The organism is Streptomyces sp. NPDC127595 (assembly GCF_042671685.1).
Classification (GTDB): Bacteria; Actinomycetota; Actinomycetes; order Streptomycetales; family Streptomycetaceae; genus Streptomyces.
The window spans coordinates 860,650-886,807 of the sequence record NZ_JBHXWK010000001.1; the positions used below are offsets into that span (position 1 = coordinate 860,650).

The 26,158-nt window shown below is 70.7% G+C and carries 17 protein-coding genes; 7 read left to right on the forward strand and 10 right to left on the reverse strand.

The genetic code is table 11. The features are described from left to right. Positions 1 to 95 precede the first annotated feature (95 nt). The 3 genes from ACFVKT_RS03630 to ACFVKT_RS03640 form a co-directional block, all read right to left on the reverse strand. Positions 96 to 1,265, reverse strand: coding sequence for a lactate 2-monooxygenase (locus tag ACFVKT_RS03630; RefSeq protein ID WP_385727123.1), 1,170 nt, complete (start codon positions 1,263 to 1,265; stop codon positions 96 to 98). 337 nt (positions 1,266 to 1,602) lie between these two features. Beyond that, positions 1,603 to 3,189, reverse strand: a complete 1,587-nt coding sequence (locus ACFVKT_RS03635) for a purine-cytosine permease family protein (protein WP_385727125.1) — start codon at positions 3,187 to 3,189, stop codon at positions 1,603 to 1,605. Positions 3,190 to 3,423: 234 nt separating this feature from the next. Continuing rightward, positions 3,424 to 3,981, reverse strand: coding sequence for a hypothetical protein (locus tag ACFVKT_RS03640; protein WP_385727127.1), 558 nt, complete (start codon positions 3,979 to 3,981; stop codon positions 3,424 to 3,426). Between the two features lie 316 nt (positions 3,982 to 4,297). Here ACFVKT_RS03640 and ACFVKT_RS03645 point away from each other — a divergent pair, with 316 nt between their 5' ends. Together ACFVKT_RS03645 and ACFVKT_RS03650 are read left to right on the forward strand one after the other, a co-directional pair. Beyond that, complete coding sequence (locus ACFVKT_RS03645; protein WP_385727129.1) at positions 4,298 to 4,732, forward strand: protease inhibitor; 435 nt, start codon at positions 4,298 to 4,300, stop codon at positions 4,730 to 4,732. A 258-nt stretch (positions 4,733 to 4,990) separates the two neighbouring features. Beyond that, positions 4,991 to 6,547, forward strand: a complete 1,557-nt coding sequence (locus ACFVKT_RS03650; protein ID WP_385727131.1) for a bifunctional phosphatase PAP2/diacylglycerol kinase family protein — start codon at positions 4,991 to 4,993, stop codon at positions 6,545 to 6,547. Positions 6,548 to 6,625: 78 nt separating this feature from the next. Here ACFVKT_RS03650 and ACFVKT_RS03655 read toward each other — a convergent pair whose 3' ends face one another. Further along, complete coding sequence (locus ACFVKT_RS03655; protein ID WP_385727133.1) at positions 6,626 to 8,125, reverse strand: MFS transporter; 1,500 nt, start codon at positions 8,123 to 8,125, stop codon at positions 6,626 to 6,628. Between the two features lie 217 nt (positions 8,126 to 8,342). Here ACFVKT_RS03655 and ACFVKT_RS03660 point away from each other — a divergent pair, with 217 nt between their 5' ends. Continuing rightward, entirely contained in the window at positions 8,343 to 8,879 is a 537-nt protein-coding gene (locus ACFVKT_RS03660; protein WP_385727135.1) for an SRPBCC family protein, read from the forward strand. A gap of 5 nt (positions 8,880 to 8,884) precedes the next feature. Here the strand turns inward: ACFVKT_RS03660 and ACFVKT_RS03665 are convergent, their stop codons facing one another. From ACFVKT_RS03665 to ACFVKT_RS03680, 4 genes are all read right to left on the reverse strand, one after another. After that, positions 8,885 to 11,701, reverse strand: a complete 2,817-nt coding sequence (locus tag ACFVKT_RS03665; RefSeq protein WP_385727137.1) for an NHLP bacteriocin export ABC transporter permease/ATPase subunit — start codon at positions 11,699 to 11,701, stop codon at positions 8,885 to 8,887. Position 11,702: 1 nt separating this feature from the next. Next, positions 11,703 to 13,925: an NHLP family bacteriocin export ABC transporter peptidase/permease/ATPase subunit gene (locus ACFVKT_RS03670; RefSeq protein WP_385727139.1), complete on the reverse strand. Its 2,223-nt coding sequence runs from the start codon at positions 13,923 to 13,925 to the stop codon at positions 11,703 to 11,705. Then, entirely contained in the window at positions 13,922 to 14,731 is an 810-nt protein-coding gene (locus tag ACFVKT_RS03675; RefSeq protein ID WP_385727141.1) for a DUF2118 domain-containing protein, read from the reverse strand. The genes ACFVKT_RS03670 and ACFVKT_RS03675 overlap by 4 nt, the downstream gene beginning before the upstream one ends. Positions 14,732 to 14,821: 90 nt before the next feature. Then, on the reverse strand, positions 14,822 to 15,031 hold the full coding sequence (locus tag ACFVKT_RS03680) for a type A2 lantipeptide (RefSeq protein WP_385727143.1): 210 nt from the start codon (positions 15,029 to 15,031) through the stop codon (positions 14,822 to 14,824). Between the two features lie 676 nt (positions 15,032 to 15,707). Here ACFVKT_RS03680 and ACFVKT_RS03685 point away from each other — a divergent pair. After that, a complete protein-coding gene (locus tag ACFVKT_RS03685) occupies positions 15,708 to 17,030 on the forward strand; it encodes a S1 family peptidase (RefSeq protein ID WP_385727144.1) in 1,323 nt (440 codons plus the stop codon). A 215-nt stretch (positions 17,031 to 17,245) separates the two neighbouring features. Here the strand turns inward: ACFVKT_RS03685 and ACFVKT_RS03690 are convergent, their stop codons facing one another. Further along, entirely contained in the window at positions 17,246 to 19,399 is a 2,154-nt protein-coding gene (locus tag ACFVKT_RS03690) for a SpoIIE family protein phosphatase (protein WP_385727146.1), read from the reverse strand. A gap of 177 nt (positions 19,400 to 19,576) precedes the next feature. On the opposite strand from ACFVKT_RS03690, the gene ACFVKT_RS03695 reads away from it, so the two are divergent. Both ACFVKT_RS03695 and ACFVKT_RS03700 read left to right on the forward strand, forming a co-directional pair. Beyond that, complete coding sequence (locus ACFVKT_RS03695) at positions 19,577 to 22,009, forward strand: SpoIIE family protein phosphatase (RefSeq protein ID WP_385727148.1); 2,433 nt, start codon at positions 19,577 to 19,579, stop codon at positions 22,007 to 22,009. A gap of 165 nt (positions 22,010 to 22,174) precedes the next feature. Beyond that, a complete protein-coding gene (locus tag ACFVKT_RS03700) occupies positions 22,175 to 22,678 on the forward strand; it encodes a metallophosphoesterase family protein (RefSeq protein WP_385727150.1) in 504 nt (167 codons plus the stop codon). 14 nt (positions 22,679 to 22,692) lie between these two features. On the opposite strand, the gene ACFVKT_RS03705 is transcribed toward ACFVKT_RS03700, so the two are convergent. Beyond that, on the reverse strand, positions 22,693 to 23,820 hold the full coding sequence (locus tag ACFVKT_RS03705; RefSeq protein ID WP_385727152.1) for an XdhC family protein: 1,128 nt from the start codon (positions 23,818 to 23,820) through the stop codon (positions 22,693 to 22,695). 249 nt (positions 23,821 to 24,069) lie between these two features. Between ACFVKT_RS03705 and ACFVKT_RS03710 the strand changes: the two genes are divergently transcribed. Further along, positions 24,070 to 26,055, forward strand: coding sequence for a GTP-binding protein (locus ACFVKT_RS03710; protein WP_385727153.1), 1,986 nt, complete (start codon positions 24,070 to 24,072; stop codon positions 26,053 to 26,055). Positions 26,056 to 26,158 lie beyond the last annotated feature (103 nt).

The window sequence follows — 26,158 nt, forward strand, 5'->3', positions numbered from 1 at the left end:
GCTGCCGACGCGATCCGCACGAGGGCCCCGCGCGTGACACGTGTGACGTGCGGGGCCCCTCGTGCGGGGCTTCGGACCTCGCGCGGGGGTTCATGTCACGCGGATTCCTCGATCAGGTCGTCGGGGCCGATGTCGGTGGGGCGGGCGTGGCCCGACAGGGCCAGTGTGAGGTCGAACTCGGCGAGCAGGCAGCGGATGACGTGTTCGACGCCCGCTTGCCCGTCGAGGCCGAGCCCGTACGCGTACGGACGTCCGACGAGGACGCCCTGTGCGCCGAGGGCGAGCGCCTTGAAGATGTCGTCTCCGGTGCGGATCCCGCTGTCGAAGAGGACGGTCAGCCGGTCGCCCGCCGCCTCCACGACCCGGGGCAGCGCGTCCGCCGCCGCGACGGCGCCCGCCACCTGACGGCCGCCGTGGTTGGAGACGACCACGCCGTCCATCCCGGCACTGGCCGCACGGCGGGCGTCGTCCGGGTGCAGGATGCCCTTGAGGACGATCGGCCCGTCCCAATTCTCCCGCAGGAACTCCAGGTCCGGCCATGTCTTGCCCGGGTCCGCGAACATGCCCACGAAGTGCATCACGGCGGCGTTCGGGTCCTCGTGCACCGGCTTCGCCAGGCCCGCCTGGAACGCCGGGTCGGTGAAGTAGTTGGCGGTGCCCACGCCGTGCAGGAACGGCAGGTACGCCCGGTCGAGATCGCGAGGCCGCCAGGCCAGCATGGGAGTGTCGAGGGTGACGAACAGCGCGGTGAACCCGGCCGCCTTCGCCCGCTCCAGGAAGCTCCGGGTGACCTCGCGGTCCTTCGCCCAGTACAGCTGGAACCAGCGCTCCGCGTCACCCATCACCTCCGCGACCTGCTCCATGGGCGTGCTGGAGGCCGAGGACAGGATGTACGGGACGCCCTGCGCCGCGGCGGCCCTTGCGGCTGCGGACTCCGCGTCGGGGTGCATGATCGACAGCACGCCGACGGGCGCGAGGGCGAGTGGTGCGGGGAGTGGTCGCCCCAACAGCTCGACCGACAGGTCGCGTTCGTGTACGTCGCGGAGCATCCGGGGCACGATTCGGCGGCGGTCGAGGGCGGCGCGGTTGGCTCGGGCGGTGCTGCCGTTGCCCGCGCTGCCCGCCACGTAGCCGACCGGGCCGGGGCCCAGTCGCTGCTCGGTGAGCTCTTCCAGGCGGGTCAGATCGGTGGGCAGCCGTGGTACGGCGCCTGTCATCCCGTTGAGATAGATCTCGTACTGGAAGTCGGCCCAGTGCTTCGCCATCCGTGCGTCCCCGTCTCTCGTCCCTGAGTTCGCGCCGTACGGGGTCGATCCTTGCGACTGCGGCAAGATCCGTCCACTGTGCTGGGCGATCGCGGGGCTGGGGTGGTTTTCTTCGCCCCCTCCGCCCCTGCCCGTCCCGTTTCTGGGGGCTGCCGCCCCCAGGCCCCCGCTGTCGCGCTGAACGCGCTCGTCCTCAAACGCCGGACGGGCTAAAAGATCTCTAGCCCCGGCCGGGGAAAGATTCAGCCCCTCCGGCGTTTGAGGAGCGGGGGGTTTGGGGGCGGAGCCCCCAAGTGACGGGAAGGGTAGGGGCGGAGGGGGCGAAAGTCCCCTCCGCTCAGCGGCGCTCCGAGACGAGTACAGGTCCGGCGTTGTCGGTGGGCTCTGCTCCGGGGCCCGTGATCGCCGGGACGGGGATGTCGGCCGTGCGGGCCAGGCGGGCGCCCTCGGGCCCGTAGACGGCCCGGGGTTCGGGGAAGATCCGCAGCAGGGAGAGGAAGAGGACCGCGGCTGAGGCGAGGGACAGCGGGAGGCTGATGTCGACGCCGTCGGCCAGGTCGCCGAGTGGGCCGACGAACTGCCCGGGGATGTTGGTGAACAGGACACCGATCACCGCGGACACCCACCAGGCCGTCAGCCCGCGCCAGTTCCACCCGTGCGAGAACCAGTAACGGCCTCCGCGCTGACGGCGGTTGAAGACCTGGAGGGCATCAGGGTCGTACCAGCCGCGCCGGGTGTAGAAGCCCAGGATCATCACGACCATCCACGGCGTGGTGCACGTGATGATCATCGTGGCGAAGGTCGAGATCGACTGCACCAGGTCGAACCCGAACCGCCCGACGAAGATGAACGCGATCGACACCACGCCGACCAGGACCGTCGCCTGCACCCGTGACAGCCGGGGGAAGACCGAGGAGAAGTCGAGCCCGGTGCCGTACAAGGACGTCGTGCCCGTCGACATGCCGCCGATCAGCGCGAGCAGACACACCGGCAGGAAGAACCAGCTCGGTGAGATGGCCAACAGCCCGCCCACGAAGTCGGGGGCCGCCGGATCGACGTACTCCGGAGCCTTCGTCGCGATGATGCTGGCGGTCGCCAGGCCGAAGACGAACGGCAGCAAGGTCGCGATCTGGGAGAGGAACGCCGCGCCGATCACCTTGCGGTGCGGCGCGTCGGCCGGAATGTAGCGCGACCAGTCGCCGAGGAACGCGCCGAAGGAGACCGGGTTCGACAGGACGATCAGCGCCGAGCCGATGAAGGAGGGCCAGAACAGTGCCTGCGTCGCCACATCGGCGGAGTCGGTGAAGGTACCGGCGTACGACGGGTCGAAGTCACCGGCGAAGGCGATCGCGCCGAGCAGGAACAGGACGGTCGCCGAGGACACCGCGATCTTGTTGACGAACAGCATGAACCGGAAGCCGTACACGCAGACCGCGAGGACCAGCGCGCCGAACAGCGCGTACGCGACGACGTACGACAGATCGCCGCGCGGCAGACCGAAGAGCCGGTGTGCGCCGCCGACCAGGGCGTCTCCGGAGCTCCACACCGAGATCGAGAAGAAGGCGATCGCCGTGAGGAGGGAGAGGAACGAGCCGACGATGCGGCCGTGCACGCCCAGGTGCGCGGAGGACGCGACCGCGTTGTTCGTGCCGTTGACCGGGCCGAAGACCGCCATCGGACACAGGATCAGCGCGCCGACGACCACGCCGAGGAGGGTCGCGGCGAGCCCCTGCCAGAAGGAGAGGCCGAAGAGAATGGGGAAGGCCCCGAGGACGCAGGTGGAGAAGGTGTTCGCACCGCCGAAGGCGACCCGGAACAGGTCGAGTGGTGACGCGGTGCGGTCCGCGTCGGGGATGCGCTCGACGCCGTATGTCTCGACCTCGGTGAGCGACGGGGGAGCGGTGGTCGGGGAGTTGTCGGACAAGAGTGCTCCAGCGAAGTGCTGCCTGTACCCGTACGGGCGGTGGAGCGCGTGGTGGCGCGGAGAGAGGGACGGCAGGTCGGCGCCGCTGGGGTGTGCGGCGTGGGCGGATGCCGTCCTCATGGGGTCTGCCGACGCTACGGCGGCGCGCCGTAGCGGCACCAGAGGACGGATCATCCATCTTTCGCGCCCTGGCTGGACGATTGCTCCACGGCGCGTGGGGCGGGGGTGACGGGGTCACTCCTCGTCGGCGGGGGCCGGGGCGTCCTGGGGCTCGGCGTCGGGTCCCTGGGCCCGGACCCGCTGTACGTGCTCCAGCGAGTCCCGCAGCTCCGTGAGCCAGTCGTCGGTGTGCCGCTGCACCAGGCGTACGCACCAGGCGAGGGCGTCGCTGCGGCTGCGGGCCACACCGGCGGCGATGAGGGTGTCGAGGACCTGGCGCTCGGGCTGCCGCAGCCGGGTCATGACCGGCGCGGCGATGTGGGTGAACAGGGCGCGCTCGCCCCCGCACTCGGCCCCCCACGAGACCTTCTTGCGGAAACGGTGCTCGGCCTCGCGCGCCACCTCGATCCGCTGCTCGCGGGTGCGCTCCCGGAATTCCTGGATACGGGACTGGAGGGCCGCCTCCTTCTCGGCGTCGGAGGCGCCTTCGGTGACCCGGGGCTCGGGGATGCGGCCGACGACGGTGATCTCCTCGCGGTCGACGGTCACCTCCGTCAGGCTCTCGAAGAGATCGTCGGGCAGCCGGCCGGTGAACCAGCCGCGCAGCTTCTCGTGTTGCTCCGTTGTAATCATGTAATGACGATTACTCGCGGATTGAGGATGCGCAAGGGGATGTGCGGGGGTCCGCCGTCAGCTGAAGCGGAATGTTTCCGGCCTATTGCTGAGCCGGGGGAATCCGGCCAACGAGGCGCTCAAGACGATCAGTAAGCGCTGGCTTCCGGGCTGCTACGTTCGAATCCTGTGACTTCGCGCCACTGATTCAATACTCAAAGTTACTGAAACCAGTGGGTCGGATGTGTGTTTCCTGTCCGGACTCGGCAGACTCGCGCTCGCCGAACCGGCACAACCGTGCCGGTCTCGCATTCAACCGAGCGGAAGGATGCACACAATGCCGACCACCGCGCGTTGGGCAGCGACTCTCACCCTGACGGCCACCGCCGTCTGCGGGCCACTGGGTGGAACCGCCCTCGCCGCCCCGGGCCCCGGCCCGTCCGCGCTCTACGCCCCCTCTGCCCTCGTCCTCAGCATGGGCCACGGTCACAGCGCCGCCACCGTCACCGCGGAGCGCGCCGTCACGCTGAACTGCGCCCCGACGGCCTCCGGCACCCACCCCGACGCCTCGCGGGCCTGCGCCGAACTCCGCGAGACGGGCGGCGACTTCGACGCCCTGTCCGTCAGAGCCGGCGTGATGTGTACGAAGGAGTTCGACCCCGTCGTCGTCACCGTCGACGGTGTGTGGCAGGGCAAGCGGGTCGCGTACGAGCGCACCTTCGCCAACGAGTGCGTGAAGAACTCCTACGGGATGAACGTCTTCACGTTCTGACAGACCGGGATCGCGCGGTCCCCGTGGGCGTCGAACGGGAGCCCGATAATGGGGAAGGCGGGCCTCGTCGCGAGGGCCGCGCGATCTCGTACCGGGGGTCGGCCGGACAGAGTGGGGCTGTCGGCCGGCCCCCGGCGTTCCTGTGCAAGTCCCGCCCCGGCCTGGCGGCCCGTTAGCCGCCTACGGGCGTGCGGGTGCTGCTCCGGTTGGAGGTGCAGCGGATGCCGATCGGCATCCGCTCCCGGTAGGAGTGGGGCCATGGGCACACTCGGCGAACTGGATCTGCGGCTGTTCCGGCGGGTGGCCGGCTCTCGGTTCCCGGCCGCGGATCCGGCGCTGCGGCGGCTCAGCCGCGCCGCCGACCACGGGCGGCTGTGGTTCGGCGCGGCAGCGGTCCTCGTGTTCGTCGGCGGCCGTACCGCCCGGCGGGCGGCCGTGCGCGGTACCGGCTCGCTCCTCCTCGCCTCGCTGACCGTCAACACGGTCGTCAAGTGGAGCGCCCGCCGCCCCCGTCCGGTACTGGACCACGTGCCGTCGATCCGGCACCTCCGGCGTCAGCCGCACACCACGTCCTTCCCCTCCGGACACTCCGCGTCGGCCGCGGCCTTCGCCACCGGAGTCGCCCTGGAATCCACCGGATACGGGGCTCTGGTCGCCCCCTTCGCCGCCTCGGTCGCCTTCTCGCGGGTCTACGTCGGCGTGCACTACCCAGGAGACGTGCTGGCCGGGATCGCGATCGGTGCCGGAGCCGCCGCACTGACCTGCCGCTGGTGGCCGCCGCACCCCGCACGACCCGAGCGGGAGCGGCCCGAGGCCGACGCGCCCGCGCTGCCCGCGGGCCGGGGACTGGTCGTCGTCGTCAACAGCCGCGCCGGCGCCGGCGCACCCACGACGGGACTGCCGCCCGCCGAACGGCTGCGCGGACTGCTGCCGGAGGCCGAGCTGATCGAACGCGCCCCGGACGACGACTTCGCCGAGCTGCTCGCCGAAGCGGTGGAGCGCGCCGCGGCGGCGGGCGGCGCACTGGGCGTGTGCGGGGGCGACGGCAGCGTCAACGCGGCGGCGCGCGCGGCGGCCGAACGGGGGCTCGCGCTGGCGGTGTTCCCCGGCGGCACCCTCAACCACTTCGCGCAGGACGTGGGCGTACCCGACTTCGAGGACACCGCCGTGGCGGTCGCCCGGGGCGAGGCGGTGGCCGTGGACATCGGCGTGGCGCGTCCGGCGGCCGGGCACGAGGTGCGGTTCCTCAACACCTTCAGCATCGGCCTCTACCCCGAACTCGTCCGGATCCGCGAGCGCTTGGAGGAGCGGTGGGGCAAATGGCCGGCCGCCGCCGTCGCCCTCACCCGGGTCCTGCGCACCGCGACCCCCATCGAGCTGCGGGTCAACGGCCGCGCCCGGCGCCTGTGGCTGCTCTTCGCGGGCAACAGCCGCTATGCCCCGGACGGCTTCGCACCCGCCTTCCGGCCGCGCCTGGACGACGGACTCCTGGACCTGCGCCTGATCGACGGCGACCACCGGCTCGCCCGCACCCGGGTCATCGTCTCCGCGCTCGCCGGCGCGCTCGGCCGTTCCCGGGTCTACAGCGCCGAACGCGTCTCCTGGGTCGAGCTGGAGGGTCTCACCGGCGCGGACACTCTCGCGTACGACGGTGAAGTCGCCCCCACGCCGGGCGAGTTGAGGCTGGAGAAGCGGCAGCGGGGACTGGTGGTGTACCGGCCCGCCGTACCGCAGAACGAGCTGGTGCAACAGGCTCGCCTCGCGGCAGCCACGGCCCGCTACCGGAGGCGGATGAGAGGACGGCCCGGCTCGTAGAAGGAGGGATGAGGGGCCGCCGTCTCCCTGCAGACGGCGGCCCCTCGGTTCAGGGGTGATCGTGCGGTCGTGACGCGATCACATGTGGACGACCGGTGCGGCATCCGGATCCTGCTCCAGCTTTCCGCGGCGGTAGAGCAGGAAGGTGATCACCGCGCCCGCGGCGAAGAAGCCGGCCGACCACCAGAAGGCGGTGGTGTAGCTCTCGATCGTCGCCTGCGCCTGGACCAGCTTGTCTGCCGGGTTCTTGCCGGCCAGGTAGCTCGTCGCGGCGCTCGCGGCCAGGGTGTTCAGCAACGCCGTACCGATCGAACCGCCCACCTGCTGCATGGTGTTGACCGTCGCGGAGGCGACTCCCGCGTCCTCGGCCGCGATCCCGATGGTGGCCAGTGACATCGCGGGCGGCATCACGATGCCGAGACCCACGCCGATCAGGATCAACTGCGGCAGGACGGCGGACGTGTAGGACGAGCCGACGCCGATGCCGGTCAGCCAGGCCATGGCGAGTGCGGCGATGGCGAAGCCCGCAGGGATGACGACCTTCGGCCCGACGCGCGGCACCAGGATCGTGGTGGAGACCTGGGCCATGATCATCAGGGCGGCCATCATCGGCAGGAACGACAGGCCTGTCTTGGTCGGGCTGAAGCCCAGGTTGAGCTGGAGGTAGTAGGTCAGGAAGAGGAAGACACCGAACATGCCCGCGCCGGTGACCAGAACGGCGATGAACGAGGCGGCGCGGTTGCGGTCGAGCAGTACGCGCAGCGGCAGCAGCGGGTGCTTGGCGCGGGTCTGCCACCGGGCGAACGCCGCCAGCAGCACGCCGCCCGCGGCCAGGAAGCCCCAGGTGGCGGGCGAACTCCAGTCGTGCGTCTCGGCGTTGGAGAAGCCGTAGACCAGGGCGAAGAGTCCGGAGGAGACCAGCAGGGTGCCCGGCAGGTCGAGCTTGGAGTTCGCGGCGTCGCGGTGGTTGTTCAGCAGCACCCAGCCGCCGGCGAAGGCGATGACCGCGAAGACGAGGTTGACGTACAGAGTCCAGCGCCAGTCGAGCGCGTCGGTCAGTACACCGCCGAGCAGCAGCCCCAGCGCGCCACCGGCGCCGGCGATCGCGCCGAACACGCTGAACGCCTTGGCGCGGTCCTTAGCCTCGGGGAACGTCGTGTTCAGCAGCGAGAGCGCGGCCGGTGCGAGCAGCGCGCCGAAGATGCCCTGGAGGGCGCGTGCGGTGACCAGCATCCCGAAGCTGTTGGAGGCGCCGCCCAGCACGGAGGCTGCGGCGAATCCGGAGACGCCGATGAGGAAGGCGGGCTTGCGCCCGAAGAGGTCGGCGATGCGTCCGCCGAGCAGGAGGAGTGAGGCGAACGCCAGCGAGTAGGCGGTGACGATCCACTGCCGGTTGCCGTCGGTGAAGCCCAGGTCCGCCTGGGCGGACGGCAGGGCGATGTTCACGATGGTGGCGTCGAGGACCACCATGAGCTGCGCGATCCCGATGATCGCGAGGATCCACCACCGCTTCGACGAATTCGCCGGCGGGGCGTCCACGGCGCCCGTGCGGGCTCCTTCGGTCACTGTCTGAGGCATCAGGGAACTCCAGGGAAGTCGCCAAGGGTTTCGTGCAGGTAAACGAAACCGTTTCGTACACGTAGAGGCTAGACCCCTTCTATCGAAACTGCAACGTTTCGATGAGTGACCCAGGTCTCGTCGGGAGTGTCACGCCGTGGACGGGCCCTGGCCGACGGGGTATTCCTTGACCGTGCCCGAAGCCGCACCAGTGCCCTCACCGAAGGACTGAGCCACCATGTCCGCCGAGTCCCAGGCCCCCACCGGCACCTACCTCACCCTCGACGATGGCCGCCCCGCCGTCCGCTTCAGCCGGACCTACGACCACCCCGTCGACCGGGTCTGGCAGTTCGTGACCGACCCCCACGAGCTGGGGCGCTGGTTCCCCTCGCGCGCCGCGATCGACCTGCGCCCCGGCGGGACCATCACCTTCAGCGGTGACCCGAACATGCCGGAGTCCACGGGCCGCGTCATCGCGGTCGACGCACCCCGGCACCTCTCCTTCGCGTGGGGCGGCGACGAACTGCGCTTCGACCTGGAGGCACTGGAGGAGAAGCGCACCCGGTTGACGCTCACCGACGTCCTGGAGGCCGCGAACACCGCCGCGCGCAATGCCGCCGGCTGGGAGGTGTGCCTCGGCGTCCTCGATGCGCATGCGCGGGGCGAGGAGCACGAGGGACCGCACGCCGGGAGCACCGCGATCTGGCAGGAGATCTACCGCCTGTACGTCGAGGCCGGGGTCCCCTCCGGAGCACCGGTACCCGGGCTCGACTGACCGCTTTACCGCATCTGCCGCCGCACCAGCTCGTGCAGCCGACCGCCCGTGTCCGCGAGGAGCTGCGCGGGCGGGCCCTGCTGGGCCACCTTGCCGCCCTCCATCACGATGACGCGGTCCGCGTCCATCACCGTGGACAGGCGGTGCGCGATGACCACACGGCTGGCGTTGAGCGCCCGGGTGCTCTCGATGACCGTGCGCTGGGTCTCGTTGTCCAGGGCGCTGGTCGCCTCGTCGAAGAAGAGGATGCGGGGGCGGCGTATCAGCGCCTGGGCGATCATCAGACGCTGGCGCTGGCCGCCGGAGACCGCGCCGCTGCCGGAGACGATGGTGTGCAGGCCCATCGGCATGCGCTTGATGTCCTCGGCGAGGCCCGCCATCTCCGCCGCCGCCATCGCCTCCTCGGGCGTGTACGGCTCGGTGCCGCAGATGCAGTCCAGGATCGATCCGGTGAACGGCTGCGCGTGCTGGAGCACGACACCGCACTGGCGGCGTACGGCGGACTGGTCGAGGGCCGCCAGATCCTGGCCGTCGTACAGGACGCTGCCCGACACCGGCTTGTCGAAGCCGATGAGCAGCCGTAGCAGCGTGGACTTGCCGCAGCCGCTGGGGCCGACGATGGCCACGAACTCGCCCGGCCGCACGTCGAAGGACACCTCGTCCAGGACCAGCGGGCCGTCGTCGGTGTAGCGGAAGGACAGCCCGCGGGCCTCGATCGCGCCGGTCAGGACTCCGGGGCGGGTGCTCGCCACGCGCACCTCGGGCGTCGCGTCGAACACCGGCCTGATCTCCTCGAACATCGGGAGGGCGGCCGCCGCCGAGACGAACGCGCCGGTGATCGAGGTGACCGAGGTCAGCAGCATCGTCATCGAGGTGTTGAAAGTGAGGAACTCGGCGGCGGACAGCGAGTCGCGCGCCGGGCCCGCGAGCAGCATGAACATCAGCAGGGAGCAGAGAGGCAGATAGACCGCACCCATCACCGTGGTGAGGTTCTTGATCCGGCCGACCTTCTGCTGGAGCTCACGGCTGCGCGCGAACTCGCCCGCCCAGGCGGCGTACGCGTAGTTCTCGGCCGCCGCGACCCGCAACTTGGGCAGGCCGCGCAGGGTCTGGAAGGCCTGGTTGTTCAGCTTGTTGCTGAGCACCACCAGGTGGCGCTGCCAGCGCACCTGCCACAGGCCGAGTCCCAGGAACACGGCGGCGATGACGACGAGCATGCCGATCGCGGCCAGCGCCATGGGGACGCTGTACCAGAGCAGCAGGCCCAGGTTCATCGCGCCGATGGTGCCCGCCTGGGCGAGGGTCGGGCCGACGCCCGCGAGCAGCCGGCGGATCGCGCTGATCCCCATGGCCGCGCTGGCCAGCTCACCCGTGGAGCGAGAGGTGAAGAACTTCGTGGGCAGGCGCAACAGCCGGTCCCAGACGGCAGGTTGGAGCGTTGCCTCGATACGGCCCTCCAGCCGGAGGATGGTGAGGTTCTGCAGCAGCGTGAACGCCGCTGACACCACGCTGGTGATCATGATGGCGAGGCAGACCTGCACGATGAGGCTGTGCTGGGCCTTGGGTACGTACTCGCCGAGCACCTTGCCGGTGGCGATCGGCACGATCGCGCCGATCGCGACGGTCACCAGACCGCTGATCGCGAGGTTGCGCATGTCGCCGCCGGTGCCCCGGAGGCAGAACCTCATCAGCCGCAGGGGGCTCAACGACCGTTCGGGCAGCGGTCGGTAGAACATCACGGCCTGCGCCTCGAACTCGCCTGCGTTGGCCTTCTCGACCGGCGTCTCGCGCCCCGAGGACGGCTGTACGGCGACATATCCGCCGCGCCGCCACAGCAGGGCGACCGGACTGCCCGAGACGGCACGGTGGCCCACCAGCGGGCCGATGTTGTCGTGCCACCAGTGCCCGTCGAGACGTACGGCACGGGCACGGACGCGCGAGGCGATCGCGATCCGCTCGACCGGGTCGATCCGGTCGCTCTCGGTGCCGCTCTGGACCGACTCCGCGAGGGTGATGCCGGCCGCGTCGGCGACCAGCTTGCAGGCCGCGTATGTGGCGTCCGCGTCGGCGGCTGTCGGGCGCTTCGCCGACTGCTTGCCGATCGACGCAAGGAGGGTCCGGTCGGCCTGGGCGCGGACGGCCTCGCCCGCCTTGATGCCCGCTGCCGTACGGTCCTCGTGGCGCGACTCCAGCCGCTCGATCCAGCGGTCGAGTGTGGTGAGCAGCCGGTACTGCTGGTCGACCATGCGCTGCCAGACACCGGAGTCCATCAACAGGTCGGCCGCCGCTTCCGCGCCGTACAGCGAGCCGTACTGCACACTGCCGGGCGGCACCTGCATCCAGAAGACGTCGTCGTCGGTGAGCGCGGCGGCGTTCTCGTGCGCCATCGGCGCCTGGAAGAGGATGGAGAGGCTGCGGCCCACGCCGAGTGCGAGGGCGTACTCCAGCGGACTCGAAGTCGGGGGTACGTACTGGGCGTTGCCGTACGCGTCGTACGACCAGGTCCGCGTGTCGGCCTGCTGGTACAGCTCGCGCAGCCCGATCCGGCGCACCACGCAACCGCGCAACGGCCGTCCCACCAGGGTGTGTTGCGGGCCGGCGACCGGGCCGAGGAGCAGCGACCCCGCTTCGAGGCGGCCGAGGTGGTGCCAGTGACCCTGCTGGGCGGCGTCGACCGCGAACAGGTCCATGGCGCCCGCCGCGACGAGCCACAGGACCTGCGGGCCTTCCAGATCAAGGCGGTTGAGGGCGGAGCAGTCGACGGGGGCGCCCATGCCGCCGAGCGCGCCGAGGACGACGTCTCCCTCGTTGACCGTCGTCATCTCATCGCTCCTTGACCAGCTGAGCGTACGGGCCGCTGGCCGCCACCAGGGCGTCGTGCCGCCCGCGTTCCACGATCGTGCCGTGCTGGAGTACGACGATCTCGTCGCTGTCGCGCACGGTGCTGAGCCGGTGTGCGATCACCACACAGGCGCAGCCGCGTTTGCGCAGGTTGTCGATGACGGTCTGCTCGGTCTCCGCGTCCAGTGCGCTGGTCACCTCGTCGAGGATCAGGATGCTGGGCCTGCGCACCAACGCCCTTGCGATCTCAAGGCGTTGACGCTGGCCGCCGGAGAAGTTCCGGCCGTCCTGTTCGACCCGGCTCTGGATGCCGCCCGGCCGCCGCGTGATGACCTCGTACAGCGCCGCGTCCTCCAGCGCTGCGACGACCGCCTCGTCCGGGATGGACGGGTCCCACAGCGCCACGTTGTCGCGGACCGTCCCCTCGAAGAGGAAGACGTCCTGGTCGACGAAGGAGACGGAGGAGGCGAGGGCGCCGCGCGGGATGTCCTCCAGGCGCCGGCCGTCGATGCGGATCGTGCCCTCCCACGGGGCGTACAGACCCGAAATCAGCCGGGACACCGTCGACTTGCCACTGCCCGAGCCGCCGACCAGTGCCACCTGCTGGCCGGGCCCGACCGTGAGGGAGAAGCCGGTCAGCAGGGGCTTGTCGAGCGGGCTGTAGCCGAACGTGATGTTCTCCAGCTCGACATGGCCGTGCAGACGGCGGGTGGAGTCGGCAGAGCCGGGGCGGTCGTACAGCGGGTCCGCCTGGAAGTTCTCGACGTCCTTGAGGCGGGCGACGTCGGCCGCGAAGTCCTGGATGCGGCCCGCGACACCGTTGAGGCGGGTGATCGGCGCGGTGAAGCGGGTCACCAGGGACTGGAAGGCGACCAGCAGACCGACCGAGATGCCTCCCTCGATGGCCCGCATCCCGCCGATCCACAGGATCAGCGCGCTGTTGAGTGTCGCGAGCATCGGCGCGACCACGCCCAGCCAGGCGCTGGGCACGCCGAGGCGCTGCTCCTCCTCCAGCGTGGTGGCGTGCTGCCCGGCCCACTTGCGGAAGTAGCCGTCCTCGCCGCCGGTGGCCTTCATCGTCTCGATCAACTGGAGCCCGCTGTATGCCGTGTTGGTCAGCCGGGCACTGTCCGCGCGCAGCTTCGCGGTGCGCGTCGAGCGCAGCCGGATCACCACCCGCATCGCGACCACGTTGAGCAGCGCGACGCCGATGCCCACGGCTGTGAGCTGTGGGTCGTAGGTGTAGAGGAGCACCGCATAGAGCACGACCACGACCGCGTCCACCCCGGCCGCCGCCAGGTCACGGGACAGGGTCTCGGCCACCGCGTCGTTCGACTGGAGCCGCTGCACCAGGTCGGCCGGGCTGCGCTGGGAGAAGAAGGTGACCGGCAGCCGCAGCAGATGGCGCAGGAAGCGGGCGCTGGAGAGCGTGGAGGAGATGATGCGGCCGCGCAGCAGATTCGCCTGCTGCAGCCAGGTCAGCACCACTGTCAGCGCCACCGAGGCGCCCATCGACGCGAACAGCACGCCGAGCAGCGAGGACTGACCGCCGATCAGATAGCTGTCGATGTACGTCCGGCTGAGCGCGGGCACCGCCGCGCCGACCACGACAAGCAGCAGACTCGCGAGGACCGCCGCGGGCATGGTGCCCGAGGTCCCGCGCAGCCGGGCCGGCATGGCGCCCAGGACGCCCGGCTTGCGGCCGCCGCGGTGGAAGTCGGGGCCCGGTTCCATGACCAGGGCGACGCCGGTGAAGCTGGTGTCGAAGTCCTCCATCGGCACGAAACGACGGCCCTTGCCGGGGTCGTTGATGTGCACGCCGCGGCGTCCGAACCGGCGGCCCATGCCGTCGTACACGACGTAGTGGTTGAACTCCCAGAAGAGGATCGCGGGCGCCCGCACCTCGGCGAGCGCGGCCGTGTCCATCTGCATGCCCTTGGCCGTCAGGCCGTAACTGCGCGCCGCCTTCAGCAGGTTGCTGGCGCGGGAGCCGTCGCGGGAGACACCGCAGGCGATGCGCAGCTCTTCGAGGGGGATGTGCCGGCCGTAGTGGCCGAGCACCATGGCGAGCGAGGCCGCGCCGCACTCCACCGCCTCCATCTGGAGCACGGTCGGGGTGCGCACGGTCTTGCGCCTGCCTTTGGGGACCGGGCTTTTGGGCGGGGTGGCGCGGCGTCTGCCGTGGGTGTCCTGCGTGGTGGTCACGGGAGGAGCCAATCGACGGGGCGCTGATCTGCCAGCCGGATCGAGGCCGAGGCCAGGGTCATGGAGGTCAGTGCGAACGGCGGACCGTCCGCCGAGGACCACTTGAGACCGCTCTTCGTGCTGGACCTGGGGTCGAGGCGGACCAGCACGGCCACCGGCCTGCCGTCCTTCGTGAACTGCTCGCCCAACTGGTTGTCGCCGAGGAAGGCGGCGATCTGCTGCTGGGTCTGGACCGTCCGGCCGACTGCCTTCACATGGCCGCGCAGCACCCCGTACTGCTGGGTCGGCACGGACTGGACGGTGAGGTCCACCGCGGCGTCCTCGGGGATCGTGGCGGCGTTCTCGGCGGGGACGTACACCGTCGCGTACAGCGGGTCGTTCGCGTGGGCGACCTTCTCGACGGCCGCGACGTTCGCACCGGTCGAGATGATCGCGCCGATGGTGGCGGCCAGCGCGGTGACGCGCCCGGCGGCAACCGTGCGGACGACGGCCGTCTCGCCCTGCGCGGTACGGACCTGGAGCAGGGGAGCGTTGGCGGCGAGCCGTTCGCCCTCCTCCGCGAGGACCGCGGTGACCTGCCCGGCGACCGGGCTCTGCAGCACGTAACTGCCCTCCCCGTGCGTGAGGATGGCGGGTGCGTCGACCGTGGACGCCACGGTGCCCGTCACGGCCCAGACGGAGGCCGCCGCCATGACGATGACCGTCACTGACAGGACGAGCCAGCCCTGGGGGCGGGCGAAACGCACCGGAAGGTCTAGTTCCTCCGGCGACTGCAGCTTGGCGAGGGCCTGTTGGCGGAACTGCAAGGGACTTCCCTCACCTGTTCGATAGGCTTATGGCACCCGAGAGTCCCGGAACCATGGAGCGGTTCCGGGACTCGACGGCACTGATGAAGATCAGAGACCGGCGACCACGCCGGAGACGTTCAGGCCGGTGACGCCCTCGACGGTGCCGACGACCGAGCCGACCAGCGGGAGGACGCCCGGGGCGACCGAGTCCACGATGCCCGTGACGGTGCTGACGGCATCCAGGGACAGACCGCCCGAAACGGCGTCGAGGTCGGCGTCCGAGATCTCGGCGGTGGCAACCTGGGGGGTGGAGTTCATGATGGAACTTCCCTTCGTATGCGTATTCATAAGGGGGAGAGCGGCCCCCCTCTGGGGACAGATGGTCGGCCGCGACCGCGGGCGTCAGGCACCCGTTTCCGGGAGCCTTGAATGACCCGTGACCCCCGCGGTGCCATGGATCAAAGCACGCTGTAGCGGCACGCTTCCAATCAACCGCCGCTCCCACCAGGGCAATTGATCTCCAGAACCGGTCATCCGTGCAGGATCGTGCACCGTTCGACGGCGAGTCCTTCACAGCCCGCGCGTCGTCGCCCTGTACATGTGGTCGGCATCCGGTTCCCGAACTGGACACTCCCGCCCCAATGGCCCCGTGCGCCCCGGCACTCTGTGGAGATCCGTCGCGCGGGGTGACTTGGTTGCGCATTCGATGTGCAGATTCGCAGAATCCGGGATTCCGCTCAGAGTTGTCGACGGCCGGTGACCGGACGCTTGCGGAGCGTGCCGGATGGCTCACCGAAGGGGCCTGTCGGCCGGGACGGGCGCACAGAAGGACCTGATTGCCTCGCAATCCACGCCTTTGGGCCTGCCTAACTCCCGCCATGTGTAAACGGAGTTGAACACCCCATGTGACGCGTGCGTATCAACAGGCATCCAGGCGCCCCCCAGTTCAGCCGCAAGACGGTGGCAACGGACCCCGTCCCCAGGAGGTCAGAAGTTGAGTCACAAACGCATACCCAAGCGCAAGGCCGCGATAGCGGCAGGCAGCGTGGCGGCGCTCGGAGCGGCGGCACTCTTCCTGCCGAACGCCATGGCGTCCCAGACGGACTCGGACGACGCGACCGCGAACGCCAAGACCTTCAAGGCGGCCGACGTTTCGGACCTGGCCTCGCAGCTCGCCTCCCAGCTGGGTGACGCCTTCGCCGGGTCGTACTACGACGCGGCCAACCAGCAGATCATCATCAACGTCGTCGGTGACAACAGCAATGTGATCAATGAGATCCAGGCCGCCGGCGCGGTCCCCAACCAGGTGCAGAACAGCACCGACACGCTCGAGAACGCCGCCGCGACGCTCAAGGCCGACGCGACGATCCCGGGCACGGCGTGGTCCGTCGACCCCAAGACCAACGAGATCCGCGTCACCGCCGACTCCACCGTCACGGGTGAGAACTGGGACACGCTGGAGTCGACGGTCGAGGGCCTCGGCTCGGGCGTCGCGACCATCACGAAGTCCGCGGGCACGTTCAAGACCTTCGTCGACGGCGGTGACGCCATCTTCAGCGACGGTGCCCGCTGCTCCCTCGGCTTCAACGTCACCGCGGGCGACGGCACCCCCGCCTTCCTCACCGCGGGCCACTGCGGTGTCGCGTTCGCCGAGTGGTCGGACGCGCAGGGCGGCGCCCCGATCGCCACCGTCGACCAGGCCACCTTCCCCGGCGACGGCGACTTCGCCCTCGTGAAGTACGACGACCCGGCGACCGTGACCGCCAGCGTGGTCAACATCGGCGACGGCCAGACCGTCGAGATCGCCCAGGCCGCCGAGGCCGCCGTGGGCCAGCAGGTCTTCCGGATGGGCAGCACCACGGGTCTCTTCGACGGCACCGTCCTGGGGCTCGACGCCACCGTCAACTACCCCGAGGGCACGGTCACCGGTCTCATCCAGACCAATGTCTGCGCCGAGCCCGGCGACAGCGGCGGCTCCCTCTTCACCCAGGACGGCAGCGCGATCGGCCTGACCTCCGGCGGCAGCGGCGACTGCACCGTCGGTGGCGAGACCTTCTTCCAGCCCGTCACCACCGCGCTGGCAGCGGTCGGCGCGACGCTCGGCGCGGGTGACGCGGCCGGAGACGCCGGAGCCGGCGCCGAGGATCCCGGAGCGGTGGAGCCCGGCGACGAAGCCAGCGCCCCGGCGGCCGGCGACGAGGAGGCAGGGGCCGGCGGTGACGAACTCGGTGGCGCCGACAACCAGTCGGGAGAATCGGCAGACGACTCCGGCTCCGGCCTGGACGACGGCTCAGGGCTCGTGAACATCAACCCCTGACACCGGTGACCGCCCGACACCGGTGATCCCCCCACACCGGTGCCCCCCACCCCCGGTGTCTCAGAGCCACTGACCGGCCGTGGCATACAGCGGCCCCGGCCGACAGTGGAAAGGTCCGGCCCTCCGGCGGGAGGGCCGGACCACTCCGCGTTCCGAGCGGTCGCCGGGCCACTCCGCGCGCAGACCGCAGGCCGCAGACGGCAGACCGCAGGCCGTCAGTCGAGTGCCCGCAGAAGCAGCAGTGCGACATCGTCGGGCCGTTCCTGCGTCGCCGCCTCGTCGAGCTGGACCAGACTGTCGGCCAGTACGTCGAGCGGCTGGTCGCCCTTCTCGGCGAGCTGCTGTCCGAGCACGGCGAGAGCGTCCTCGATGTCGACGCCCGGCGATTCGATCAGGCCGTCGGTATAGAGGGCGAGCACCGAACCCGGGGCGAACCGGACCTCGGTCGTCGGATACGTCGCCGAGGCGTCGATCCCGAGCAGCGGCCCCCCGGCCAGGTCGAGGACCCGCACCTTGCCGTCCGGCCGCCGCAGCAGCGGAGGCGGATGACCCGCCCGCGCCATGACGGCCACCCCGCGCGCGGGGTCGAGCCGCAGATAGAGACAGCTCGCGAACAGCTCACTGCCCAGGTCGATCAGCAGCCGGTTGGTGCTCCGCATGACCTCCTCGGGTGGCTGGCCGACGGTCGTGTACGCACGTACGGCCGTACGGATCTGCCCCATCAGGCCCGCCGCCGTGACGTTGTGCCCCTGCACGTCACCGATCACAGCCGCCGCCCGGCCCTGCGAGAGCACCAGGTCGTAGAAGTCCCCGCCGATGTCCATGCCCTGGGTGGCCGGGAGATAGCGCGCGGCCGCCTCGATCGAGGGCACCGAAGGCAGGGAGTGCGGGAGCAGCGCGGCCTGCAGACCGTGCGCCAGCCGCAGCTTGGCGTCGTAGAGGAGGGCCCGCGCCAGTGCCTGCGCGATCAGCCCGCCCAGACTCGTCAGCACGGCACGCTCGTCCGCGGGGAAGGAATGTGACTCCGGGTAGCCGAGGACGCAGACGCCCACCGGACGACCGGAGGCGATGAGCGGCAGATACGCCCACGCCGCCATGCCGTCCGGTGTCGTGTGCCGGGAAGGATAGAGCCGCTCCAACTCCCCACGGGAGTCGAAAAAGGCGGGAACCCCACTGCTCAGCGCCTGGGCACCCGGCGTCTCCGCGTCCAGCGGCAGCCCGTCGAAGCGCTCCACGACACCGGCGTCCGGGTACCCCCGATGCCCGAGCACCTGCAGACGACCGGCCCCGGTGCCGAGCACCACCAGGGTCTGACTGCCGACGGCGGGCGCGATCTCGTCGGCGACCAGCTGCACCACGTCCTGCACACTCGCCGCCTCCGTCAGCGCGCTGGCCAGGCTCAGCACATGGGAGATGGTCACCAGCCCGGGTGCGGGATCGTCGCTGTGCTCCGGTTCGGCACGCCGCATCTCGGACACCGCCCGCGCCCGCGAGATCCGTACGCTCAGCCCGTTCGTACTGGGATAGAGACGGAACGACAGCCAGTCGCCGGGTGGCCGCAGCGCCACGAAGGACGTCACGTGCTGGCTGATCAGCGCGGCGCGGTAGCGGTCCTCGTAGACCGGGTCGTTGAGCCAGGGCACGGACGCCCACAACTGGGTGCCCAGCAGCTCGCCGACCGGAACGCCGAGCAGCTCCGCGGTCGCCGCGTTGGCGAAGCTGACGCGCCCGTGCAGGTCCAGCGCGCACAGTCCGTACGGCAGCCGCGCCACCATCCGCGCCGCCTCCACCGTGCCGTGCGTGCCGGACATCGGCGTAGAGGCCGCCGTGGCGAGCAGATCCGCCTCGGGGCGCACCGGATGGTGCGCCGCGGCGGCCCGCTCCAGGCGCAGCGCGAGCCGGTCGCAGGCCGCGGTGAGCTGGTCGCGCTCCCGGTCGGACAGTTCCGGTGGATGTGTTCCGGGCCAGGTCACGTAGACGGCGCCGTACACGGTGTGCTCGGTCGCCACCGGGAGCGCGGCCAGGGCGAAGGGGTAGGGGAGCACCACGGCAACCCGGGGAAAGCGGCCCGCCATCTGGTCCTCGCCGCCGACCCAGACCAGCTCCCGCTCCCGTGCCGCCTCGGCGACCGGGATCGGCGCGCTGAGCCCGACTCGCTCCCACGGGGCGGCGAAGGCCCTGGGCAGCCCCGCCATCACCGCCATCTCCAGGACCGTTTCACCGGGCGCCAGCAGGTACACGGCGCCGGAGTGGGCGTGGACCTCGTCCATCATCGAGGCCAGCGCCAGGGACAGCAGTGGGCTACCCACCGGCACTGTTCGAGCGGCAGGAGCCTGTCCGGATCCCTGCGAGTCGGACACGTCGGCCACCTCCTCGCAGGGCCGCGTGATCAGGTCCCAGAGGTCAAGACTCTCGCGTGGCGGCTCCCCGCGCACGGCGAGGGGGAGGCGCCGGAGGCCTCGGCGGCACGCTCTGTCACAGGTCCGGCAGGTCCGGAACGGTCACAGGGGCTGCGCCGGAGCCACGGAAGCGCTGTAATTACGGACGTGGTCAGTGAGGACGTTGCGGGACGCAGAACGAGAACGCCACGCGCCGAACTTGCCCTCAAGACGCTCACAACCGATCTCCCACCCCGCGAGCGGCTCCGCCGCGTACTCGAACAAGCCCTTGTTTTCACCGGCGCGACCGTCGTCGCGGTCTACTCCCCGACCCGGGGCGGCGAGGAACTGCGTCTCGCCGAGTCGGCGGGCGTGCCGAGAACGCTCTACGGGCTGCGCGACGGCTACCCCGTTACCGGCGGATCCCCGGTGGCCGACGCGCACCGCTCGGGCCGGCCGCTGTGGCTCGGCCCGCAGGAGGTCGACCGGCGCGCCGACGCCCGGCGACTGCCCTCCCAGGACTTCTCGCTGGCCGTCCTGCCGCTGCGCGACGACAGCTGTCTGCTCGCCGTCAGTGAGCACCCCGCCGGCTTCGGCCCCGAGGACCGGGAGTGCCTGGCCCTGATCGCCGAGGCCGTCGTCTGCCCGCCGCCCCCCACCGAGACGGACGCCGACGTACTGCCCGCCAGCTCGTTCAGCCTCGCCATGGACACCGGGCGCGTCGAGGTCGACGAGGAGATGCTGGAGCTCTTCGGCCTGAGCCGGGCCGACTTCGACGGCAAGGTGGAGACACTGCTGTCGCTGACCGTTCCGGAGGACCTGCCCTCGCTGATGTCCGTGGTGGAGGCGGACCACATGTCCATCGGCGACCGCGAGCTGGAGTTCCGGATCCTCCAGCCGTCCGGCGAACAGAAATGGCTGCGGCTGCGCGGACACCTCCTGCCCGGCGGCGAGGGCCTCCCCGGACGGCTCGTGGGCACTGTCTCCGACGCCTCGAAACTGCGCTCGGGGGGCAACGAGGTCGCCCGCGTCCAGCGCCTCGCCGCCGCCCTGGCCACAGCAGGCACCGTCCGCGACGTGGGCCGGGCCGTGGTCGCGGCCCTCCGCAAGCCCCTGCGGGCCGACCGGATCGCCGTCGCGGAGCTGGAGGGCGACCGCCTCATCGTCACCGTCCTGGACCCGCCCGAACCGGAGGCCTGGCCCGAACTGTGGCGTGCCGAATGGCGCTCGGAGTGGCCCGACGCGCCCGTACGCGGCATGCCGACCCTCGCCGCCGCCCTGAGCGACGGGCGCACCGCGATCTGGCCCGCCGGCACCGACCTGGAACCCGCCCTCGCCGGCGTGGGCCCCGGCGGCCTCGCCGTCCTGCCGCTGCCCGCCGCCGGACGCGTCGCCGGAGCCTGCCTGATCGGCTGGGACACCCCGCACGACTTCGGCCCCGACGAGCGCGCCCTGCTCACCGCCGCCGCGGGCCTCACCGGCCAGGCCCTGATGCGCGCCCACGCCTTCGACGCCGAACACGAACTGATCGGCATGCTCCAGCGCACCCTGCTCCCGCGCCGCCTGCCCAAGCTGCCGGGCGCGGTCGCCGTCGCCCGCTATCTGCCCACCACCTCGGGCCTGGAGGTCGGCGGCGACTGGTACGACGTGATCCCACTGCCCGACAACCATGTCGCCCTCGTCATCGGCGACGTCCAGGGCCACAACGCCTCGGCCGCGACCCTCATGGGCCAGATGCGCACCGCCCTGCGCGCCTACGCCGTCGAAGGACACCCCCCGGACGTCGTGGTCTCGCACGCCAACCGGCTCCTCATGGATCTGGAGACCGACCTCTTCGCGACCTGCTGCTATGTCGACGTCGACATGGAGGAGGGCTTCGCGTGGTTCGTACGCGCCGGGCACCTGCCCCCGGTGCTGCGCCACCCGGACGGCGGTACGGAGGTCGCCTGGTCCGAAGGCGGGCCGCCACTCGGTGTCCTCACCCAGGCCGACTTCCCCATGAGCCCGCTGCGTCTGCCGCCCGGCACGATCGTCGCCCTGACCACGGACGGTCTCGTCGAGTCCGCGGAGGTCGACATCGAGGACGGTCTTGACCGGCTCGCCGGGGAGCTGGCCGCCTCCGACCCCGCTCACCTCGGACTCGTGGCCGACCGGCTCCTCGCCGGCGCCAACCGCGCCGACGATGTCGCCCTCCTCCTCATGCGCTACGACGGCATGGAGCTGCGCCCGCTCCGCGAGAGCTGGACGGTCTGGCGTGTCCCGGAGGCGGTCCGGCACGCCCGCCGCTTCACCAGGCGCACCCTGCGCGCCTGGGGCATGCGCGGCGACGCGGACGCCGCCCTCCTCGTCGTCTCCGAACTCGTCACCAACGCCCTCGTCCACACCGACGGACAGATCAGGCTCGACCTCACCCTCATCAACAACCGCTTCAGAATCGCGGTCGCCGACAACTCACCGCGCACCCCGATCAAGCCCACCAACATCGGCTGGGAGGCCACCGGCGGCCGCGGCATCCTCCTCGTCGAGGCGATGTCGGCGGCCTGGGGGACAGTGCCGGTCAGCGGCGGGAAGCAGGTGTGGAGCGAGATCATTCTCGACTGACACGCTCGCGGACCGATCCCCTCGCGAACCGTCTCCTTCGGCGGACCGATCTCTCTCCGCGGACCGGTCTCTCTCGGCGAACCGGTCTCCCTCGGCGGACCGATCTCCCTCGCGAAGGACACCCTTCGCGGAGTGACACCCCTCGTCGAGTGACACCCTGAGGGCGTGCGTCTGCTGCTGATGTCCGACACCCATCTCCCCAAGCGAGCCAAGGAGCTCCCCGCTCAGCTCCTCGCCGAAATTCCGCTCGCCGATGTCGTCATCCACGCGGGCGACTGGGTGGACACCGCCACCCTCGACCTCCTGGAAGCCCGCTCCCGCCGGCTCGTCGGCGTCCACGGCAACAACGACGGCCCGGCCCTGCGCGCCCGCCTCCCCGAGATCGCCCGCCTCGAACTGGACGGCCTGCGCCTCGGAGTCGTCCACGAGACGGGCGCCGCCCAGGGCCGCGAACTCCGCTGCGCCCAGCGCTTCCCCGACCTCGACGTCCTGGTCTTCGGCCACAGCCACATCCCCTGGGACACGACCACGGACACCGGCCTGCGCCTCCTCAACCCCGGCTCCCCGACCGACCGCCGTCGCCAGCCCCACTGCACCTACATGACGGCTCGGGTGACAGACGGCCGGGTGACGGACGTACGTCTTCACCAGCTGCCCCCGCGCAGTTGACGTCGTAGCTCCCCTTACGGAGCTTCTCCTCGTGGGGGATCGACGGGCCGGGGATGAATCGCCCCGCCCGTCGCCGTGAGCGGCTCTCCGCTGCCGCCCCAGCGCAGCGCCACGATCTCGGCGGCGACGGACACGGCCACCTCCTCGGGCGTACGGGCCCCGAGGTCGAGCCCGACCGGTGACCGCAGCCGGGACAGCTCGCTCTCGCCGAGCCCGGCTTCCACCAGCCGCCTCATCCGGTCGTCGTGGGTACGCCGGCTGCCCATCGCGCCGATGTACGCGGCCGGGCGGCGCAGTGCCTCCTCCAGCAGCGGCACGTCGAACTTCGGGTCATGGGTGAGGACGCAGATCACCGTGCGCGAGTCCGTCGTAGTACCGCCGAGGTAGCGGTGCGGCCAGTCGACGACGACCTCGACTCCCGCCGGGAACCGTTTCGGGGTGGCGAAGATCGGGCGGGCGTCGCAGACCGTGACGCGGTAGCCGAGGAAGACGCCGATGCGGGCCACGGCGGCGGCGTAGTCGATCGCGCCGAAGACCAGCATGCGGGGCGGGGGAGCGAAGGAGTGAAGGAAGACGCTGACGGCGTCCTCCCGGCGCTCACCGTCCGGGCCGTAGTGCCGCTGCCCGGTGGCCCCCTGGGCCAGTTCGCCTCGGGCGTCGGCCGTGACCGCCACGTCCAGGCCGGTCGACCCGAGCGAGCCGGCCACCTCGCCCGGCCACACCGCGAGCGTGGCCCCGCGGGAGGCCGGACCGTCGAGCACCGTCGCCACGGTCACCGGGCGGCCCGCGGCCACTGATTCGGCCACTGCCCCGAACGTGGGATCGTCCTCGCGGGTCACCCGGCGCACGAGGAGCGTGATCTCACCGCCGCAGGTCAGTCCCACGCCGAACGCGTCCTCGTCGCTGTACCCGAAGGTCTCCAGGCGTGCCTCTCCGGACGCCACCACCTCCTGGGCCAGCTCGAAGACCGCGCCCTCGACACAGCCGCCGGACACGCTGCCCACGGCTTCGTCACCGGGGCCCACGGCCATGGCCGCGCCCGGGTCGCGCGGCGCGCTGCGGCTGACGGCGACCACGGTGGCGAGCCCGAACGGGGATCCCGCCGCGTACCACCGATTGAGCGACGGGAGGATCTCACGCATCGCCGGCTCCCTTCGCCGCGGAGTGCACGTCTGGCGTCTCGGAATGGTCGCACTCCGCCCGTGACCAGGGCAGGAGCGCCACGCTCCTGATGAAGCGCACGGACGCCGGGCTTTAATCCGTTGCCGTCGCGCACGGCGATCTGCTGCACTGCTCGGGACCAGTTCACCGGGATCAAGGAGCAGCAATGCGCACTTCGTTCATGTCCACCCAGGAAGGAATGACTCCCACTCCAAAGGACATGACACCCGGTGCATATGCTCAACCTGGGAATTCTGGCGCACGTAGACGCCGGTAAGACAAGCCTGACCGAGCGGCTGCTGCACGCCGTCGGGGTCATCGACGAGATCGGCAGCGTCGACGACGGAAACACCCAGACCGATTCCCTCGCGCTGGAACGGCAGCGCGGTATCACGATCAAATCCGCCGTCGTCTCGTTCACGATCGACGACGTCACCGTGAATCTGATCGACACACCCGGACACCCGGACTTCATCGCCGAGGTGGAGCGGGTGCTGAGCGTGCTCGACGGCGCCGTACTCGTCGTCTCGGCGGTGGAGGGCGTACAGGCGCAGACCCGTGTGCTGATGCGGACGCTTCAGCGGCTGCGGATTCCCACGCTTGTCTTCGTGAACAAGATCGACCGTGCCGGAGCACAGTACGAGCGGGTACTGGAGCGGATCTCCGCGCGGCTCACTCCCGCGATCGTCCCGATGGGCGAGGTCGGCGAACAGGGCACGCGCGACGCCCACTTCGTTCCCTTCGGCGACGCCAAGCTCAGGGCGCCGCTGCTCGACCTGCTAGCCGAGCATGACGACGACCTGTTGGCCGCGTACGTCGAGGGCCGGGTCCCCGATGACCGGCTGCGCGCCGACCTTGCCCGGCAGACCGGGCAGGCCCTGGTGCACCCGGTGTACTTCGGCTCGGCCATGACGGGCGCAGGCATCGCGGAACTGATCAGCGGCATCAAGGAGTTGCTGCCCACCAGCGAGGGCGAGGGCGAGGGCGAGGGCCCGGTGTCGGGCACCGTCTTCAAGGTCGAGCGCGGCCCCGCGGGCGAGAAGATCGCGTACGTCCGGATGTTCTCCGGGGTCAAGCGAAACCGCGACCGGCTGGCCTTCCGCGACGGCGAGGAGGGGAAGGTCACCGCGATCAGCGTCTTCGACCGGGGTTCGGCCGTCCGGGAGACGTTCGTCGCCGCGGGGCGGATCGGCAAACTCTGGGGGCTCGCGGACATCCGGATCGGCGACACCATCGGCGTACCGCGGAAGTCGTCGGCGGGCGAGCACTTCTTCTCGCCGCCCACGCTGGAAACGGTGGTGGCCCCCTGCCGTCCGCACGACAAAGGGGCTCTGCACCTCGTGCTCACCCAACTCGCCGAGCAGGACCCGCTGATCAATCTGCGCCAGGACGAAGTGCGCAGGGAAACCTCGGTGTCGCTCTACGGCGAAGTGCAGAAAGAGGTCATCCAGGCGACGCTGGCCGAGGAATTCGGTATCGATGTCGTCTTCCGTGAGACGACACCGCTGTGCATCGAGCGGCCGGTCGGCACCGGGACGGCGGTCGAGTTCAACGGAAAGGATCCCAATCCCTTTCTCGCGACCGTGGGACTGCGCGTCGATCCGGCGCCCGTCGATTCCGGGGTGGAATTCCGTCTGGAGGTCGAACTCGGGGCGATGCCCTATGCGTTCTTCAAGGCGGTCGAGGACACCGTGCGGCAGACGCTGGAGCAGGGAATCCACGGATGGCGGGTCACCGACTGCACGGTCACCATGACGCATTCCGGCTACTCGCCACGGCAGAGCCATGCCCACCAGGGCTTCGACAAGAGCATGTCCAGCACCGGCGCCGACTTCCGGGGGCTGACGCCTCTCGTGGTGATGAGCGCGCTCCGGGAAGCGGGCACGCGGGTGTACGAGCCGATGCACCGGTTCCGCCTGGAGGCACCGGCGGACACCCTGGGCGCCGTGCTGCCGGTGCTCGCGAAGCAGCGGGCCGTCCCGCAGACCACGGAGATGCGTGGCGCGACGAGCGTTCTGGAGGGCCGTGTCCCGGTCGCAAGGGTGCATGAACTGGAGCAGCAGCTCCCGGGGTTGACGCGTGGCGAGGGCGAACTGGAGTGCGCCTTCGACCACTACGCGCCGGTCGTCCGCGGAACGGTACCGGACCGGCCGCGGACCGATCTCAACCCGCTCGACCGGAAGGAGTACCTGCTCAACGTGACGCGGCGGGTGTGAATGTGACCTGACGGGGGTTTGAACATGACGCACGTCCATCCGCGCGAGAAGGCGTCAAAGTGACGGGCGGAACAAGAAACTTACTCATGAGTCAGGGGGTGTT

Excerpts from the sequence above, each read along its gene's own strand:
- ACFVKT_RS03650 (WP_385727131.1), top strand. The coding sequence starts at position 4,991 with ATGGGCACACTCGGCGAACTGGATCTGCGGCTGTTCCGGCGGGTGGCC.
- ACFVKT_RS03680 (WP_385727143.1), bottom strand. The coding sequence starts at position 15,031 with ATGAACTCCACCCCCCAGGTTGCCACCGCCGAGATCTCGGACGCCGAC.
- ACFVKT_RS03640 (WP_385727127.1), bottom strand. The coding sequence starts at position 3,981 with ATGATTACAACGGAGCAACACGAGAAGCTGCGCGGCTGGTTCACCGGC.
- ACFVKT_RS03665 (WP_385727137.1), bottom strand. The coding sequence starts at position 11,701 with ATGACGACGGTCAACGAGGGAGACGTCGTCCTCGGCGCGCTCGGCGGC.
- ACFVKT_RS03655 (WP_385727133.1), bottom strand. The coding sequence starts at position 8,125 with ATGCCTCAGACAGTGACCGAAGGAGCCCGCACGGGCGCCGTGGACGCC.
- ACFVKT_RS03705 (WP_385727152.1), bottom strand. The coding sequence starts at position 23,820 with ATGCGTGAGATCCTCCCGTCGCTCAATCGGTGGTACGCGGCGGGATCC.
- ACFVKT_RS03660 (WP_385727135.1), top strand. The coding sequence starts at position 8,343 with ATGTCCGCCGAGTCCCAGGCCCCCACCGGCACCTACCTCACCCTCGAC.
- ACFVKT_RS03630 (WP_385727123.1), bottom strand. The coding sequence starts at position 1,265 with ATGGCGAAGCACTGGGCCGACTTCCAGTACGAGATCTATCTCAACGGG.
- ACFVKT_RS03645 (WP_385727129.1), top strand. The coding sequence starts at position 4,298 with ATGCCGACCACCGCGCGTTGGGCAGCGACTCTCACCCTGACGGCCACC.